General features: G+C 39.5%; 13 protein-coding genes and 1 pseudogene. 8 read left to right on the plus strand and 6 right to left on the minus strand.

Features of this window, described 5'->3' with window-relative positions:
- Positions 1–173 precede the first annotated feature (173 nt).
- The 6 genes from QT16_RS09280 (at position 174) to QT16_RS09305 (ending at position 5,556) form a co-directional block, all read left to right on the plus strand.
- Positions 174–584, plus strand: a complete 411-nt coding sequence (locus tag QT16_RS09280) for a hypothetical protein (RefSeq protein WP_039488165.1) — start codon at positions 174–176, stop codon at positions 582–584.
- A gap of 551 nt (positions 585–1,135) precedes the next feature.
- Positions 1,136–2,623 carry a hypothetical protein gene (locus tag QT16_RS09285; protein ID WP_039488166.1) on the plus strand — a complete coding sequence of 496 codons (1,488 nt, stop codon included), beginning with the start codon at positions 1,136–1,138 and terminating at the stop codon, positions 2,621–2,623.
- A gap of 236 nt (positions 2,624–2,859) precedes the next feature.
- A complete protein-coding gene (locus QT16_RS09290; protein WP_024595217.1) occupies positions 2,860–3,198 on the plus strand; it encodes a hypothetical protein in 339 nt (112 codons plus the stop codon).
- Positions 3,191–4,531, plus strand: a complete 1,341-nt coding sequence (locus QT16_RS09295) for an SPFH domain-containing protein (RefSeq protein WP_039488168.1) — start codon at positions 3,191–3,193, stop codon at positions 4,529–4,531. Before QT16_RS09290 ends, QT16_RS09295 begins: the two co-directional genes overlap by 8 nt.
- A gap of 152 nt (positions 4,532–4,683) precedes the next feature.
- A complete protein-coding gene (locus tag QT16_RS09300; protein ID WP_039488169.1) occupies positions 4,684–4,950 on the plus strand; it encodes a YrhK family protein in 267 nt (88 codons plus the stop codon).
- Between the two features lie 90 nt (positions 4,951–5,040).
- Positions 5,041–5,556 (plus strand): M23 family metallopeptidase, encoded by a 516-nt coding sequence (locus tag QT16_RS09305; protein ID WP_039488171.1) that lies wholly within the window; start codon positions 5,041–5,043, stop codon positions 5,554–5,556.
- 74 nt (positions 5,557–5,630) lie between these two features.
- On the opposite strand, the gene QT16_RS09310 is transcribed toward QT16_RS09305, so the two are convergent.
- Positions 5,631–6,800 (minus strand): MFS transporter, encoded by a 1,170-nt coding sequence (locus tag QT16_RS09310; RefSeq protein ID WP_039488172.1) that lies wholly within the window; start codon positions 6,798–6,800, stop codon positions 5,631–5,633.
- Positions 6,801–7,043: 243 nt separating this feature from the next.
- Here QT16_RS09310 and QT16_RS20770 point away from each other — a divergent pair.
- Positions 7,044–7,178: pseudogene (locus QT16_RS20770) on the plus strand (LysR family transcriptional regulator); the annotation flags it as partial.
- A gap of 19 nt (positions 7,179–7,197) precedes the next feature.
- Here QT16_RS20770 and QT16_RS09315 read toward each other — a convergent pair.
- The 3 genes from QT16_RS09315 to QT16_RS09325 form a co-directional block, all read right to left on the minus strand.
- The gene (locus tag QT16_RS09315; protein ID WP_007583313.1) at positions 7,198–8,199 is read right to left on the minus strand and encodes a LacI family DNA-binding transcriptional regulator; all 1,002 of its coding nucleotides are present in this window, start codon (positions 8,197–8,199) and stop codon (positions 7,198–7,200) included.
- 76 nt (positions 8,200–8,275) lie between these two features.
- Complete coding sequence (locus QT16_RS09320; protein WP_039488174.1) at positions 8,276–9,802, minus strand: MFS transporter; 1,527 nt, start codon at positions 9,800–9,802, stop codon at positions 8,276–8,278.
- Positions 9,803–9,834: 32 nt separating this feature from the next.
- Positions 9,835–11,163, minus strand: coding sequence for a GH1 family beta-glucosidase (locus QT16_RS09325; protein WP_039488175.1), 1,329 nt, complete (start codon positions 11,161–11,163; stop codon positions 9,835–9,837).
- Between the two features lie 239 nt (positions 11,164–11,402).
- On the opposite strand from QT16_RS09325, the gene QT16_RS09330 reads away from it, so the two are divergent.
- A complete protein-coding gene (locus tag QT16_RS09330; RefSeq protein WP_039488177.1) occupies positions 11,403–13,979 on the plus strand; it encodes a glycoside hydrolase family 3 protein in 2,577 nt (858 codons plus the stop codon).
- Positions 13,980–14,306: 327 nt separating this feature from the next.
- Here the strand turns inward: QT16_RS09330 and QT16_RS09335 are convergent, their stop codons facing one another.
- Both QT16_RS09335 and QT16_RS09340 read right to left on the minus strand, forming a co-directional pair.
- A complete protein-coding gene (locus QT16_RS09335) occupies positions 14,307–15,794 on the minus strand; it encodes a tryptophan halogenase family protein (protein WP_039488178.1) in 1,488 nt (495 codons plus the stop codon).
- Positions 15,787–17,337 (minus strand): tryptophan halogenase family protein, encoded by a 1,551-nt coding sequence (locus QT16_RS09340; RefSeq protein ID WP_039488180.1) that lies wholly within the window; start codon positions 17,335–17,337, stop codon positions 15,787–15,789. Before QT16_RS09340 ends, QT16_RS09335 begins: the two co-directional genes overlap by 8 nt.
- Positions 17,338–17,393: the final 56 nt, after the last annotated feature.

A 17,393-nucleotide genomic window follows, 5' to 3' on the forward strand; every position in this document is an offset into this window, starting at 1 on the left:
AAGAACTCAATTTTTGTAATTTAGGTAAATTTAAAACCAAATATTAGACTAAAGTCTATAGGTTAGATTTATTCACTTATTAGGTTTGTTTTTATCGTTTGTCGGTTTTGTGTTAATTCTCTAAAGTTTAGTCGTCGGCAACAAGTACGACTTAACTAATTAGGAATATAATCATGAAATTTACACTTTTAAAAACCATCGCTCTTGGCTCATTATTAACTTGCTCAGCTGCTGCAATGGCTAATCAAGGTGATTATAAATTAATGGTTATTGAAGACTCTGTAACTGCAGCACCCGCATTTGAAAAATCATTTAATAGCTGTGCTATAAATGTTGAAGCAAGAAACTACGAAGAAGCAGAAGCTATTTGTACACAAGCTATTGCATTGCTTAAGCAAAGCCATGGTCCGCGTTTAAAAGTACGTGAACTTACATCGTTTGCATTAAGTAACCGTGGTGTAGCACGTATTAAGGCTCAAAAAGACACTGCTGGTATTTCTGATTTATATGAAGCAGTTCAAATTTCTAAAAACTCACTTGTAACGCATAACTTAACTCGCGCTAAAAAAGAGTTATCTCTTTGAGATTAACTTTATAGCTTGAATTAGCTGTAAAATTTGCGAGTAGCAAAACCCCACGTTAGGTAAAGTTTAACGTGGGGTTTTTGTATTTGTATTAAAAACACATTTGCTTACAAAAAACTCTCTACCACCAACCCCCTTTAAACTTGGTACATATAGCTTATATTAGTGAATAAAAGTGAATAGTATGTTTATTTAATTAACAAATGTAAGAGCTAAATATAACATGCTGTGTCACTATATAGGTACAGGGCATGTTAACTTGTTGCCATCCCCCCATAAAAATTCAATAAATTTCTGTTGTTTAAATTTATACCAACCTACATAAATCTTTGAGTAATTTAACAAATTAAATTGCACTATAACGTCGTTAAAATTTTATTTAAAACAACTAGATACAAAAATTTTTGCCTCGTTCTAGCATAATTTCTTAACGTTAACTAGAACCCATAGATAAGCAGATTGGCATTACTTATTTTGTATTAAAGTAACTTATTTAATTTATAACAATATGATTTTTAATAATAATTAAAGTGCAAAAAAGAAGTCTTTGTATGTTTTTTAAAAAAAGTCAGTTAGCTATTTCATTAGCGTTTACGCTAGGCCTTGTTGGATGTGGTGGCGGTGATAAAGCGGCCGTTGTAGAGCCAGTTGTAGCTAAGCCAGATCCCGTAAAAGTAGATCCCGTAGAAGTTAACACTATCTCTCTTACTGGAAAGGTCATAGATGGTTATGTATCTGGTGCAATAGTATGGCTGGATATTGATGGCGATGGTATTTTTGATGAGCAATCAGAACCTTCTGTAGTCTCTGAAGAATCGGGTAATTATAGTTTTAATTTTACAGAAGAGCAGGCGCTGTGTGTGCCGTATTCAACTATGTACGTTGATGTACCGGTTGGCGCAATTGACGAGGACTTAGGAGAGGTAACACAAGCGTATCAAATGTCATTTCCACCCTCAATTGAGGCTTTGACTGATGAAGATATTCGAAATATATCACCTTTAACAACCGTTATTTGGGAGCAGTTGAGCCTTCAATTACAAAAAAGTGGTAACAATAATTTAAGTTGTGATGCACTTAAAGAAAATACTGAACTACTTGCAAACCTTCAAAGCGAAATAACAAATGTTATGCAAAACTTGGTTGCGCATTATAATTTGTCGACAGAGCAAATTTACTCAGATTTTATCGCTACTAACGACAGCGACGCTTACGACAGAGCACAAGCAATTGTTAAGGGACTAAAAGCGGCCTATAAATTCAAGCAAGAGCTAGATGCTCAGTATCCTGATGCAGAAGAAGTAAGAGCAGTGATTTACCAAGACACAGCAAAAGATGCAGAGTATGGATTTGAAAATGCATGGTACCGCGATAAAGTTATTTTTGCAGGCGCTGAACTTATTTATGAGCAAGTAAAGCTTCAAAATACAGACGAACTCGACAAAATTGACGTTATTTTATCTCGATTGGATTCAACAGATACACCTTGGGGCGAAGAATCGTTAAATGGAAAATTAACAGTTAGAGACAATGTTTACATTAACGCCGATCGTACTTACCGATGCTCTAGCATTGAGAACGTTAGTTTTGAGCAAAGCAATGTGCTTTATGGCGTTTATAATACAAGCCCATCGGTTAACTTTTCTACAGCTGATGAATGCGTTAGTGCTAATTTAGATACACCGTTCGAGCGAGGTTTTAGCATTAGCTATACTGAGTCAGGATCGTTTTACCAAACTGACTTTGCCTTTAGAGATGAAAATGCCGACTTTCAAACATTATTTAATTGGGTAAATGTTAAAGACAAAGCTGCTGATTTAGAAACTCAAGATTTAGTGACCGTACTCGCTGTTATGCCCTATAAGTTTGATGACGAAACATCTATTGATGCTAGCTTTTGGCGTAAATACAAAACCACAGACAACGTACGTATTATTAAAACAATTGAAGGGAAATGGTTTAGAGATACCCGCCGAGAAGATGGAACAATGCTGCATGAGTGCGGTGAAAATGGTGTTGACTGGGTGCAATGCGAATAATTTAAAAAGCACTTTAATAAATATTAGCTTAGTGCCAGTCAGTTAATAACTGACTGGCATTTTTTTGTTTGAAAAAGCTTACTTTTATGTGCGGTTATAACTGTATACCTGATGAACTTTATTTTTAATCTGTTTTTTACTCGGGTTTACTGTAAAATTACTGGGTTAACATTTGTTAAGCGATACTTACAATTGTTATTGCTCATTAAGTATTTAAACTAATTTAAGTAGAGCTTATGATTTTTTATATTATAGGGTTAAGTTTACTTGTTATTATTTTATGCGTTGCACTTTATGTAATTTACAGCAACGTACATAAAAGTCGGGTAAGAAAATCCAAGGAATACAACGTACTGTTTGATAAAGACACGATAGTTGATGAACTAATCACTCAACTAACAGAAAAAAATCAAACACAAGAAAACCAAGATAAAACAGCTAAAGGTAAAGAAGAAATCCTTGCAACATTTGTTGAGTTACATCGCTCTGGTAGCTTTTGCGCACATTTGAGTGAACAGGAAATTATTTACTTTGTTAAAAAGAAATTAAACATGGAGAGTAATAAAAATGGATAGCGAAAAAGCAGTCCCAGCAGTAAAAAGTGACTCATTTATGAGTCGATTTGGTCGTCGTAATGTAATTATAGTGTCATCAATTGTTGTTGTATTGGTCGTGATAGCAACCCTTACATCGCAAGTTGTTTCGTGGAATGAAGCAGATGAGCGTTTAGTACATCAATCGGCTTTTACAGGTAACTTAACCGTAATAAATCAAGCAGGCCCTTACTTAAAAGCATTTGGTAGTACATCCGCTTATAAAAAAGTAATTTCGATTAACTTTACGGGCGATGCTGGTGCAACAGCAAGCGCAATTGTGCCGTTAATTCCGATTCGATTTTTAGATACCACAACAGGTGGCGCACGAGGTGTTTCTCGTTTTAGATTGCCAGGCAATGTACCTGCAGCAGAGTCGGGTGCTCTACGTGGTTTACTTAAAATACACGAAGAGTTTGGTTCACAAGAAACATTAATATCTAATTTATTAATGCGTGCAACCACCGAAAATGTAAAAGCGTCGGCGCGAATGATGTCGGTAGAGCAACATTACTCTGGTGGTAATGGTCAATTAAGCCAAGATTTTGCTGATCAATTAACCAACGGTATTTTTGTTACTGAACAAATTATTAGTACGGGTGAGCGCGATAAATCTGACGACTTAGGTAATTTAAGTAAACAGCAACGTGTCACTATTAATATTAAAATGGATGATGAGGGTAATACACTGCGTAACGCACCTATTTTAGGCGCTTACGGTATTACAGTAGTTGATGCCAGCATTATTGATATTGACTACGAAAGCAAAGTAAATGCTCGCCTTGAAGCTCAAAAGCAGGCTGCTGCTGATGAAGCGCTAGCGCGTCAAAACCTTAAAAAAGCAGAGCAACAAGCGCGTACCGAAGTGGCTTTAGGTGAACAAGCAATTGCTAAGCAACGTGCTGAATCTGAAAAGCTAAAAATAAAAGAGCAAATTGATGCTGAACGAATTAAGGCAAATGCCATTATTTCTGCACAGCAACGAGTGGCTGTAAAAGCGGAGCTTGCAAAAGAACAAGAAGAGATTTTAAAGCAACAACGTTTAGAAGCATTAGGTATGGACGTTTTAGCTGAGGCTCGTTTAAGAGCTAAGTCTGCTGCACTTGATCCAAAGTATGTATTTGATGAAACGCTAAAAGCAGAAGTTAAAATTCAAACCGCTTTATTTACAAGCCTAGGTAATAGCCGTTTAGTGCCTGAAATTGTAATAGGCGCAGGCCAAGGCGATCAAAGTAATGGCTCTGAATTTATGCGTTTATTAGCCGCCGATGCTGCATTAAGCCTTAAAAAGCGTTTAGAAAAAGAGAAAAAATAAACGATTAGTTAAGTATTGCACAAACAATAAAAACGTTGGCTGATTCGCATTGGCCAGCGTTTTTTATTGCGTAAATTTTGTTATTGTATGGTGCGGCTTAGCTTGTGAAAACAAGCTTTTTAAATTATGAAATAAAAGAGTGAGCAGTACTTATGGACCCCAGTAATCAGTTTATTTTAGATTTAGGACAAGAGCATATTACCATTCAGCGGCGATATGAAGCGCTGGGAGCGTTTAACGATTTTTTGATTGCTGTTTGGTTTTTAATTGGCAGTTTTTTCTTTTTAAATGACTCACTAATAGAAAGTGGCACATGGCTGTTTATAGCGGGCAGTGCTCAATTGCTTATAAGACCTGTTTTGAAATTGATCAGCTTAGTACATGTTAGTCGGGTATTTCATTCAAATAAAACTTCATAAATAAAACCATAAATACGACTCATGATGAGTTCAGTTATTATGGCTAATAATTTACCAGTATAAGTTATTTAAATATCAAGGATAGAAAAAGTGAAAGTACTTAAGTGGATTGCAATTGTAATAGCTACTTTACTAATTATAGGCTTACTAATTCCCGAAAAAATAATGATTCCGGTACAAGGTGCCACAAGTAAAGATTGGAACCATAACACGTTTTGGTACGAGCCTTGGGGTAGGTCGGGTGTGCACAAAGGAATTGATATTTTTGGCATAAAGAACACTCCTGTAGTTGCCTCAACAAGCGGTATTGTTATATTTGCAGGTGAGTTAACCCGTGGTGGTAAGGTGGTTGCGGTGCTTGGGCCTAAATGGCGCGTGCATTATTTTGCACATTTAAATGACTACTCGGTAAGTACAGGTGATGTAGTAAGTATAAACAGTCAAATTGGCTTACTGGGCGATACCGGAAATGCCGCAGGAAAACAGCCTCATGTGCATTATTCTATTTTATCGTTAGTGCCTATGCCGTGGCTTTTTACAACGCAAAACCAAGGGTGGAAAAAGATGTTTTTTTTGAGCCCACATAAAAAACTCACTGCTAAATAATAGTTTTAGCTGTTAAATCAAGATGTTTAACAGCTAAAATCCGTTAATGAACAAGTGTGTATTTAAGCTAAAAATTAGCCTGCAACTGGGGTTTTACCCGCGCGTATATTTTTAATGCTTTTAATAAACATATAAATACAGGTAGTGATTAAACAGCCTGCTAAATAAAACACAATACCGTTGGGTGCATCAGATAAATTTGCAGCAAGCATAGGGCCAAATACCGAACCAATACTGTAACTCAAAAGCATTACCTCAGTTGCAGATACTATTTTTGCCATTGGCAGGGAGTCGCACGCAAGTGTTATAGCAATCGGGTAAAGTGCAAAGCTGCATGCGCCTAGTATTAAGTAGCTTACTATTAATCCTGCTAAAGTGTTTGCTTGTAGTATACCCACAGCACCGGCTGCGCCTACTAAACAAAACATACCCATCAATAAGCTTTTTTCAAGCCGAGTAGATAAGTAACTCACAAGCGGCTGCACGACCATGCCGCCTAAAATAATAACCGCCATAAGTATTCCTGTGTACTGAGCTTGATCAGCTTGTGCTGAAATATACACCGGCATTAAGCCGTAAATAGGGCCCAGTAATAAGCCCGATGCTAAGCATCCGAGCATAGCTGGGTGGCTTAATGTTTTTATTTCTTTTAGTGGTAGTTTTTCAAGGTGCTGTTTTTCGGGCTGACCTTTAGTTATTAATAAAGGGGCCAAAATAGCTAAAAATAATAACGAGGCTACAAATAAATAAGGCGTTGAACCTTCGGTGCCAAGCGGCCCTATAGCAAGTTGACCAACCGCGCTGCCCCCATAAAGTGAGGTCATGTATAAACCCAAACGTTTAGCACGCGACTTTGCTGTGTTGGTCATTAACAACCAAGACTCAACAACGACAAACACACCGGCAACAGCAACACCTGCTACAAATCGTGCAATTAACCAGTTAACGGTATTTGGTAGCGCAAGTTGTGCAAGCACGCTTACTATTAATAAGCTTAAAAATAATATAAAGGCGAAGCGATGACCCATTTTTACCACAATGCGCTCTATTGTGGTGGCGCCAATAAGTAAGCCAAAGTAAAAAATGCTCGCAAGCCAAGGCGCTAGGTTTTCATCAAGTTTAAATGCAGGTAACGACAGCGGAATAAGGCTCATTAAAAAGCCTGATGCAATAGCAAAAAATGACAGCCCGATAACGGGTGCTAAAGGGTTGTTAGAGGTGCTTGTGGCGGCTGATTCGGCCATGTGTGTTTATCGACTCATCAAGGTAAATAACCACTGTTTTAGAGTTTTAGAGGTTACTTTAATAATAAAATTTGCGCGAATTTAGAGCCAAATTAAAAATAAGTAAAGTGATTTTTTATTAAACAATATAAATAAACTTTAAAACGATCACTTTGGTAAATTATCGGATCTATTATGCTTTTTATTGTAGTTTTTTCATGTAGATATTGTTTTATATTTGTGAGCATTTATGTCTGAATAGAGTTTTTTGTAATGCAAGCAGATAGGCGCATCTCGCATGCTGCACGTCACTTTTTAAAGTTTTCGCAGCAGCACGTAGAGCAATATTTAAATACGCAGTGGGTGCGTAATGAATTACATAACTTAGATTTAAACTAGATTTAAATTCGGTTTAAAGTTAATTAATATCCGGTGTTGAGTCTCTTAAAATAAGCTTTGGCTGAAACACGTGCTTTACTGTTATGCCGCTTTTTTTATAAATGTCTTTAAGTACTAAGTTAGCCGCAGCTCGGCCCATTTCGGGAACTGGGTTATCTATAGTAGTCAGTGTTGGGTAGAGGTAATTGGTAAAAATTACGTTATCGAACCCAATAATGGCTAAATCTTTTGGTAGGTTAAAACCGTGTTCGCGGGCGTATTTCATAGCACCCGATGCCATTTCGTCATTGGCACATACAAGGGCGGTTATTTGCGCTTTATTTTGAATAAAATGCCTTAAGCCGTCGCTGCCGCCGGTTTCTTTAAAGTCGCCTATGTAAAATAAGTTTTCGTCAAAGGTTAGGTTGTACTCTGCTAGGGCTTGTTTGTGACCTTTTAAACGATTTGACGCGTCTTCTTTAAACTGCGGGCCTGCTATGTAAGCAATGTTTTTATGACCTTTGTTGATCATGGCTTTAGTGGCTAAGTAGCCGCCCATTACGTTATCGAGGCTAATGCAGTTTTCTTCAATTTCTTTAACGTAGCGGCTCATTAAGTAAATAGGGGTTTTGCCTTTACTTAACTCAATTAGGTACTCGTTTGATACCGCTTCTACGTGGGCAATAATAGCGTCGCAATTACGGCCTATTAAAAATTCAAAGCCGCTTTTTTCTTTTTTCTCGTCACTGTGCCCAGGGGTAATAATAACGTGTTTACCCGCAATACGAAGGTGCTCTTCAATGGCTGACATCATTTGACCAAAAAACGGACCATCCAACTCAGAAACTAAAATACCGACGCTGTTTGTAGTGCTTGACGCCAAAGAGCGAGCAATAGAACTTGGCTGATAGCCTAGCTCTTTCATTGCTTCTAATACCTTTTTTTTAGTTTTTTTGCTTACGTAGTCGTTGTCGTTAAGTACCCTTGAAACAGTTGATAAAGACACACCTGCCATTTCTGATACTTGATAAATTGTCGCCATTGATGTCCTAGCTTATATGTATTTTTACTCGCACTTTATAAAAAATATAAAGTGCGAAGGGTCATTAAAAGTTAATTTACACATTACTGCGTCTAATTGCTAAGTCTTCTGTTATTTTTTGCGTCATCGCTGAGGTAAGCGGATAAATAAGCATCAATGCGGCGCCTAAAAAAGCAAATGCGGCAGGTATCCAGCTCATAAGTAGCTGCATACCAGGTAAGGCTTGTGTAATTGTTAGCTCATCCATACCGTTATAGCCGTAGCCTGCAAGTACCACTAATACTAATGCACCTGCAAAACCACCACCGGTTTTTTGTACAAATGTACCCGCAGAATAAATAAGGCCTGTAGCGCGACGTTTGTTTTTCCACTCTGAATAATCGGCTGAATCACCAAGCATACTAAAAAATAATGTTGGCATCATCGCGGCAAAAAATTCAGCAGCGCAACCAAAGGTAAATACAGCAACCAGGTTATCACTAGGTACCCAGTAAAATGCAGTAGTGAGTATGCCGCTTAGCATTAATGATGCAATAAATAGGTTTCGTTTACCCATAATTTCGGCCAGTTTACCTGTGGCAAGTGCGCCTAATATAGATACAACCAATAAAGCAATAAAGTATTGCCCAGCCATGAGTTCATTGGCTACGTGGTACTTAAAGTAGTACGCAATTACACCGTATTTTATGCCATTAAACATCATGGTTAAAAAACCAATGCCGAGTAATACTAACCAAGGTTTGTTGGTCAGAAGATCAACCATGTCGCGCTGTGATCCCGTTAAGCTTTGTTTATCTTTATTGAGCAATTTTTTAATAACGAATGTCATTGCAGTCATAACAAGGGCAAAAAATACGCCGCTGTATAAATCGCGGTAATAAAAAAACAGGGTGGTAGCAAGCAAAGGTAGGATTATAAATGGCAGGCTTTTGGTTAAATCAAACAACTCTGATTTTAAATTGCCTTCATTTGAGGCGTGCGGTGTTACACGCTCTTTGGTGGTCGCAAACGTTATAATCATTAAAATAATAAGTAAGCTGGCAAATAGGTACATAGTAAGCTGATAGCCTTTGGCATCGTCGCCGCCACCAAAAAAAGCTACTAGCTCAGGTAAAAAACCCATAACCAATAAGCCACCCGTAAACGCACCTGCAAACCTAAAACCAGAGAGCTTTGTGCGCTCTGTATCGTCTGGTGTCATTACGCCCATAAGTGCCGAGTAGGGCACGTTACTTACGGTGTAAGCAAGCGTTAAACCTATATAAGTTACGTAGGCATAAATAAGTTTGTTGGTGGTGCTAAAGTCGGGTGTAGTAAAACACAACACCATAAACAAGCCCAAAAATGGTGCCGAGTAGAGTATCCATGGGCGAAATTTACCAAAGCGCGACTGCGTTCTATCGGCAATCATACCCATAATAATATCGGTTACGCCATCAGATAGCCTTACCACCAAAAACAACATGGCAGCGGCGGCTGCCGATATGCCAAATGTATCGGTGTAAAACACCGCTAAATAAGCAAGCGCGCCGCGCCATACTAAGTTAGCGCCGGCATCGCCCATGGCGTAACCGACTTTTTCGTATAAAGGGAGTTTGTTCACAGTGTGTGTTCTTATTGTTATAAGCCGATAAATTATCGGCTAGTTATTAGGTTACTGTACGCTTTACCGCTGGCTTTAACAGTTCGTTTTTGTGTGTTGTAGTCTACGTGTACTATTCCAAAGCGCTTTAAATATCCCTCTGCCCATTCAAAGTTATCCATTAGGCTCCACGCAAAGTAACCATGTACTTTTACGCCTTGCTCAGTTGCGTTATGTAGGGCATTTAAATGCTCGTGGTAATATTCAATACGGTCGTTATCTTTGATTTCACCGTCTTTAAATTCGTCAGCCATGGCTGCGCCGTTTTCGGTAATATAAATAGGCGGTAGGGTGTATTTTTCGTTTAACGATACAAGTAATTCTGTCAGCGCTTTAGGGTAAATTTCCCAGCCAATATCGGTCATTGGCGCTTTATGTGGCAGCTCATGGTAAAAGTCGGTTTCGCTTGCTTGATAATGCATGCGGGTATAAAAGTTAACCCCTAGGTAATCTAGCGGTTGAGCAATTATTTCCATGTCGCCATCTAAAATATCTGGGCGGTGGGCTTTAGGTAATTGCTTAATAATATCAGGGTATTTACCTTGCATTACAGGTTGCATGTACCATTGGTTTATATAGTCATCAGCAAATGCAGTGGCTTTTAAATCGTCTTCACTTTGGGTAACGGAGTAACAAGGCGTAAAGTTAAGTACAATACCGTTTAGCGTATTTGGGCTATTTTTAGCAAGTACTTGCATAGCTAAACCGTGACCTAGTAATAAGTGGTGCGCGGCTTTACGACCAAACTCGCGACCTACTATGCCAGGCGCATGTACGCCTATTTCGTAACCTAAGTAAGAGCTGCAAAACGGCTCGTTTAAGGTAGCGTAAGAGTGCACACGCTCCCCAAATGCTTTGGTAATTAAATCTGTGTAATGTGCAAATTCGTAAGCGGTGTTACGGTTTAGCCAACCGCCTTCGTCTTCAATATGTTGTGGTAAATCCCAGTGGTACAGCGTTACAAAAGCTTTAATGTTACGACGTTTTAATTCATCTAAAATGTCGGTATAAAACTTAACGCCTGTCGGGTTTAAGTGACCGCTTTTAGTCATTACGCGCGGCCACGAAATCGAAAGTCTGTAAGCGTCTACACCTAATGATTCAATTAAGTTTATATCGTCTTTCCAGCGAGTGTAGTGCTCGCAGGCTACATCGCCATTTGAATTATCGACTATTTTGCCTTCTTTACTGCAAAAGGTATCCCAAATACATGGCAGGCGATCAGCTGCGCCACCTTCAATTTGAAATGAGGCCGTAGCTACACCATAAGTAAAATTTTTGGCTAAAAGTGGTGAGCCACTAGGTAAAGATAATTGTTTCATTAAGAGAAAACCTCTGCTTCTTTTTTGGTAAAGTTTGCTTTGTATAGAGCGTATATTAAATTCATTATTGGAAGCGCTTCCATATTTAATTTGATTAATCACTAAGTATGGTATTTAATAACTTTAAGGAAGCGCTTCCATATTTAGGTTAGTGGCTATTGTTAAACAGGTCAATAGTTAAATTTAAATAACAAATGGGCGCTCACAAAATCACACTGACACAACACAGGGCTATAAAAATGAAAAAAAGCTTAAACACTAACAGGTTACACATGATCCCCATTTTAATTGGAGGATTGTGCGTTTTAAGTGGGTGTAATAAACAAGAGATTAACGCAAATAATAGCCAAAGCGCCGTAGTCAAAAAGACTGAGCATGAGCAAGGTGATTTATCACTTTGGCCAACCCTTAAAAGTAAGGTAGTTAAAACCCCTGAAATTGAAAATACAATTGCACAGTATTTAAAAACAATGACACTTGAGCAAAAAGTAGCGCAGATGATCCAACCTGAAATTCGCGATATTAGTGTTGAAGATATGCGCAAATACGGTTTTGGTTCGTATTTAAATGGCGGTGGCTCGTTCCCGAATGCTAATAAGCATGCAACGCCTGCAGATTGGATAACACTTGCTGAGAGCATGTACCAAGCCTCGGTTGATGACTCAATTGATGGCAGTAAAATTCCGACCATGTGGGGCACCGATGCCGTACATGGCCATAATAATGTGATTGGGGCGACGTTATTTCCGCACAATATTGGTTTAGGTGCTGCTAATAACCCCGCATTAATTGAGCGCATTGCAGCAGCTACTGCAATAGAGGTAATGGCAACAGGCATAGACTGGGTGTTTGCACCGACTGTTGCGGTTGTGCGCGATGACCGATGGGGCCGAACGTACGAAGGCTACTCAGAAGACCCTGCAATTGTACGTGAGTATTCAGCCGCAATTGTAAACGGATTGCAAGGCAGAGCCGATGAAGACTTTTTAAGTGACAAACGCGTAATTAGTACTGTTAAGCACTTTTTAGGCGATGGCGGCACCGTAGATGGTGACGATCAAGGCGATAACATTGATAGCGAAGAGACGTTATATAACATTCATGCGCAAGGTTATATAGGTGGCTTAACCGCAGGTAGTCAGTCGGTTATGGCATCGTTTAATAGCTGGAATGGTAAAAAAAATCACGGCAATAAATACTTACTTACCGATGTATTAAAAACAAAAATGGGTTTTGATGGCTTTGTTGTAGGAGATTGGAACGGACACGGACAAGTTGCAGGCTGTACAAATGAAAGTTGCCCGCAGGCTGTTAATGCGGGGCTTGATATTTTTATGGTGCCAACGGGTGCTTGGAAACCACTTTATGAAAATACAATTAAACAAGTAAAAGCGGGCACAATAAAAATGGCGCGAATAGATGACGCCGTGGCACGTATTTTACGCGTTAAATTACGTGCAGGTTTATTTGATAAACCAAGCCCTGCAAATCGAAAATATTCAGGTAAATTAAAACTAATAGGTGCGCCAGCACATCGCGATATTGCCCGCCAAGCGGTACAAGAGTCGTTAGTACTGCTTAAAAACAACAACCATTTATTACCGCTTAACCCATCAAGCAACATACTCATAGCAGGCGATGCGGCCGATAACATAGGCAAGCAATCGGGTGGTTGGAGTATTACGTGGCAGGGAACTAATAATCAAAATGCTGATTTTCCTGGGGCAACCTCTATTTATGCGGGGCTAAAAATGCAAATAGAGGCTGCTGGCGGTAACGCTATTTTAAGCCCAACGGGTGAATTTAATACCAAACCCGATGTAGCCATTGTTGTATTTGGTGAAGAACCGTACGCAGAGGGGCATGGCGATAAAGACAACCTTGAGTTTGAACGTAACAATAAACGCTCTCTTAAAATATTAATAACATTAAAGCAGCAAAATATACCGGTTGTTTCTGTGTTTATAACGGGCAGACCAATGTGGGTTAACAGCGAGCTTAACGCGTCAGATGCATTTGTAGCAGCATGGCTTCCTGGCACTGAAGGGCAAGGCATTGCAGATGTTTTACTAGCGGATGAAAATGGGAAGGTACAATACGACTTTAAAGGTAAGTTGTCTTTCTCGTGGCCTAAATCGCCACTTCAAACCGCAGTAAATAAGGGCGATGCTGATTACTCGCCATTATTACCCTATGGCTTTGGCTTAACGTATAAAGATGAAAGTACGCTTGGCAATAATCTAAATGAAGACTCAGGTGTTGATATTAGTAACCTTGCGCCGTTATCTATATTTAATGGCAGTTTTAAAACACCGTGGCGTTTGTTTTTAAATTCAAACAGCGAGCAGCACCAAGTAGCAAGTAACAGTGTAAAGCTCGGCGGCATTACTTATCGCACTGAAGACAAAGCGATTCAAGAAGATGCGATGCAATTTAATTTTGATGGCACTGCAGCCAGCTATATCGAAATTAATAGTAACTTTACCGAAGACAAAGTGGCCTACATTGAAGCAAATTCAGCCCTTAGATTTAGCTATAAAGTAAACCAAATACCTAGCTCACAGACATACCTTGCAATGAAATGCGAACAAGGCTGTGGTGGCGAGCTTGATATTACCAATGAGCTTAAAAATGCTGATTTAAATAAATGGCAAACCATGAGTATAGATTTAACGTGTTTTGCTAAAAAGGGTGTTGATTTTGCCGGAGTAACCAGCCCTTTTATTATTAAAACGGCAGGAGAGCTTAGCGTTTCAGTTGCAGGTATTAGCTTTGAACCACAAGGCGCTGAAACAGCAAAAATAAAGTGTGAGTAGTAGAGTGCTTATAAGTTAAGTTTATTGTGTGTTGTCTCAAAGCCCTAAGGGCGTGTTGATCTTTGTGGATTGAAATTTGTTCAATCTAGGGGCAATTTAATCGCGGCGCGAGGTTTGTAACCTAGTGGGCTAAGTAAAAACCGAGCAACAAAGAGTAAATTGCCCCTAGGCAGAACCCTACGGGCAGCGCATGTTTGACATTTATGCTACGTTATCGCCTATTTATGGGGAATAACCACACTACATAGGCTCTGCCTTGCCTAAAAACCAAACATACTGCTGCAAATTCAACCACCAAAGAACAACACGCCCTAATAAGGGCTTTTTTTATGCTGGGCAATACTGCTTTAAAAACTCATGATGAGATGGTAATTGGCTGACGCGTTGCTCTATTTGTTGCTTAATACCGTGTAAAAAACGGGTGAGTTCTTCATCACTCATCATGCTGGCTATTAAGTGATGTTGATTAGGCTCAATACCCTGACCAAGCATAACTTGCACCCACGAATCGACTCTAAAAATGTCGCCATCGTCTAAAAATACACGGCCGGTTTGCTTAAAAAGATCAATTTTATGCTGAAGCGTTTTTGGCACTTCCATGGCGCTACAATGTTGCCAAAACTCACTGTCATCGCGATTAGTTACTTTGTAGTGCAGCACAATAAAGTCGCGAATATTTTCAATTTCGCTTTTAAGTTGTTTGTTGTATTCGTCAATGGCGTGATTGGTAATGCCATTAAACGGAAATAAACGCATAAAGCGGATAATACCCGACATAATTAAGTGAATGCTGGTGGACTCAAGTGGCTCTACAAAACCGCTAGCAAGGCCAAGCGCTAGGCAGTTTTTGTTCCAGCCTTTTAAGCGCCGCCCTGTTTTAAATTTAATAATACGGGGCTCTGTAAGCGGCTCGCCCTCAATGTTATTTAATAGTAGCGCTTTGGCTTGTTCGTCATCCATATATTGGCTGCAATAAACTAATCCGTTGCCTACACGGTTTTGCAGCGGTATACGCCATTGCCAGCCGCTTTTGTGGGCAATAGAGCGGGTAAGTGGCAATACGGTCTCGCTGGTTGATTTTGTTTGCACCGCAATGGCGCTGTTACACGGTAGTAAATGCGACCAGTCTTCGTAGCCAGTATGCAATGCTTGCTCTATTAATAAGCCTCTAAAGCCGGTGCAATCAATAAAAAAGTCGCCGTTAATGTGCTCGCCATTATTTAAAATCAATGATTCTATATGGCCCGTTGTAGTGTTTTTTACTACTTTTTGTATTTTACCTTCAATGCGTTTTACACCTAATGGCTCTGAAAATTCACGTAAAAACTGCGCGTAACGCGTGGCATCCATATGGTAGGCATAGTTAATAGGGTTTTGCTGATTAAACGCAAATTTACCGGCTTTAGCTGCTTGCAGCTCGTAGCAGTAATCGCCAAATGGGTTGTTTATTCCTAAAGCTTTGCCTTGTAGCCAAAAGTGATGAAATTCACCCGCCCAACATTCTTTGCCCGTTGCGCCAAATGAGTGAATATAATGCGTGTTTTCATCGCCCCAGTTTTCAAAGCTAATACCTAATTTAAAACTGGCTTGAGTGGCTTTCATAAATGCTTGCTCGTTTATACCCAGCAATTTATGAAATGTACGAATAGGCGGAATTGTTGCTTCGCCAACACCCACAGTGCCAATATCGTCAGATTCAACAAGGGTTATGTTTATATTGTTACCAACTAGTTTAGCAAGTGCCGCTGCGGCCATCCAACCTGCAGTGCCGCCTCCAGCAATTACTACGTTTTTAACAGCGTTTGTTTTAGTCATTATGTGGCTGCCCATTATTTGATAAAAGATGATTTAAAAGCGCGCGATTACTTGGCAGTCCATTTAAACACTGCGCTATTTTTTCGCGATTTTGCTGATAATAGTAATCCCCAGCACGTGGGTCGTTAAATGTATTTTGTGCAGAGATTGTTTGTGTATCAAAGCCCATGCCATATAAAACGTATTGGTAACTGCTTGATGAAAACACTTCTTCGTTTTCGATAAAATCAAAGCGGCTAGGGGGCTGAAATTGCCAAAGTTTAAGTAAGTTTTGCAGGCGCTCGGGCGCGGTATTTAAATTACTAATATCTTGCCAATACGGAGTGTCGTCGCGCTCGCTTAGCACATAATGAAGTTTTAAAAACTCAATAACGCGCTGCCAACGAGTGCTAAAACGCTCATTAAAACGCGTTTCAAGCTGGCTCATGTGGGCGCGGTTTTGCGGGAGTTGCTCGCTTATCATGCTAATTGAAAGCTCAACCATTGCAAGTGCTGACGCTTCAAGAGGCTCTAAAAAGCCAGCAGACATACCCACGGCAACACAGTTTTTAATCCAAAATTTTTGCCTGTAACCAGGGCTGAATTTTAATACGCGGTAGTTAAGTTGCTCAGCTTGTTGCTCACTGGTAGTTTTAGCTATGTAGCTTTTTAGAGTATTTGTTGCGCTTTCATCACTTTGATATTTACTGCTAAATACATAACCTGTACCACGGCGCGTTGGTAGGGCTATATCCCAAATCCAGCCGTTACTTTGCGCTGTAGATAGCGTAGCAGAGGCAATTGGCTGATCGATGTGTGCATTAGGTATTTGCGCCGCAACAGCGCTGTTATTAAATAAAATATGATCTTGCGCTATGAACTCACTATTAAAATGCTCACCAATTAAACGAGCACAAGAGCCTGAGCAATCTATAAATAAATCACCTGTTATATCGCCATTATTATTTGTTTTTAATGAAGCAATATAGCCATGTACGTCGTTAATAACCTCGGTTACATCGTCAATAATATGTGTAACGTTTAGGTTTTTAACGCAGTGATTTTTTAAAAACTCAGCAAATTTACCCGCATCTAAATGATAGCCATAGTTGGTGACCGCTGCATATTCGGGTGTTTGTAATTGCTTTGGTGCTAGTGCTGCTTGGCATACAAAGCTTTGCATATTAACAACGTCGGCAAATTTTTGATCAGGTGCAATACGTTGCCAGCTGGCGTGTAAATTAGTGTGCTCGTAGCCTTGTGGATTCATAAAAGGGTGGTAGTAGTTTTCTCCCTCGCTGAGGTTGCGCCAATTTATAAATTTAGAACCTTGCTTAAATGATGCGTCGCACTGGGTTATAAAATCACTTTCTTTAATGCCAATGCGCTGTAGCGTGTTGCGCATTGACGGCCATGTGCCTTCGCCCACACCCAATATAGGCACGTTTGCCGACTCCACTAACGTTACATTAAGGTGCGGGTGTTCGGCAGCTAATAAGCCTGCGCTTAGCCAGCCGGCAGTACCACCACCTAAAACGACTATTTTTGTTATTGGTTTGGTCATGAGTTAACACCCTAAAGTTGATAACAATTAAACTAGCATTAATACTGTTTTAAATA

Origin of the sequence: Pseudoalteromonas distincta (assembly GCF_000814675.1) — a bacterium.
Taxonomy (GTDB): Bacteria; Pseudomonadota; Gammaproteobacteria; order Enterobacterales; family Alteromonadaceae; genus Pseudoalteromonas; species Pseudoalteromonas distincta.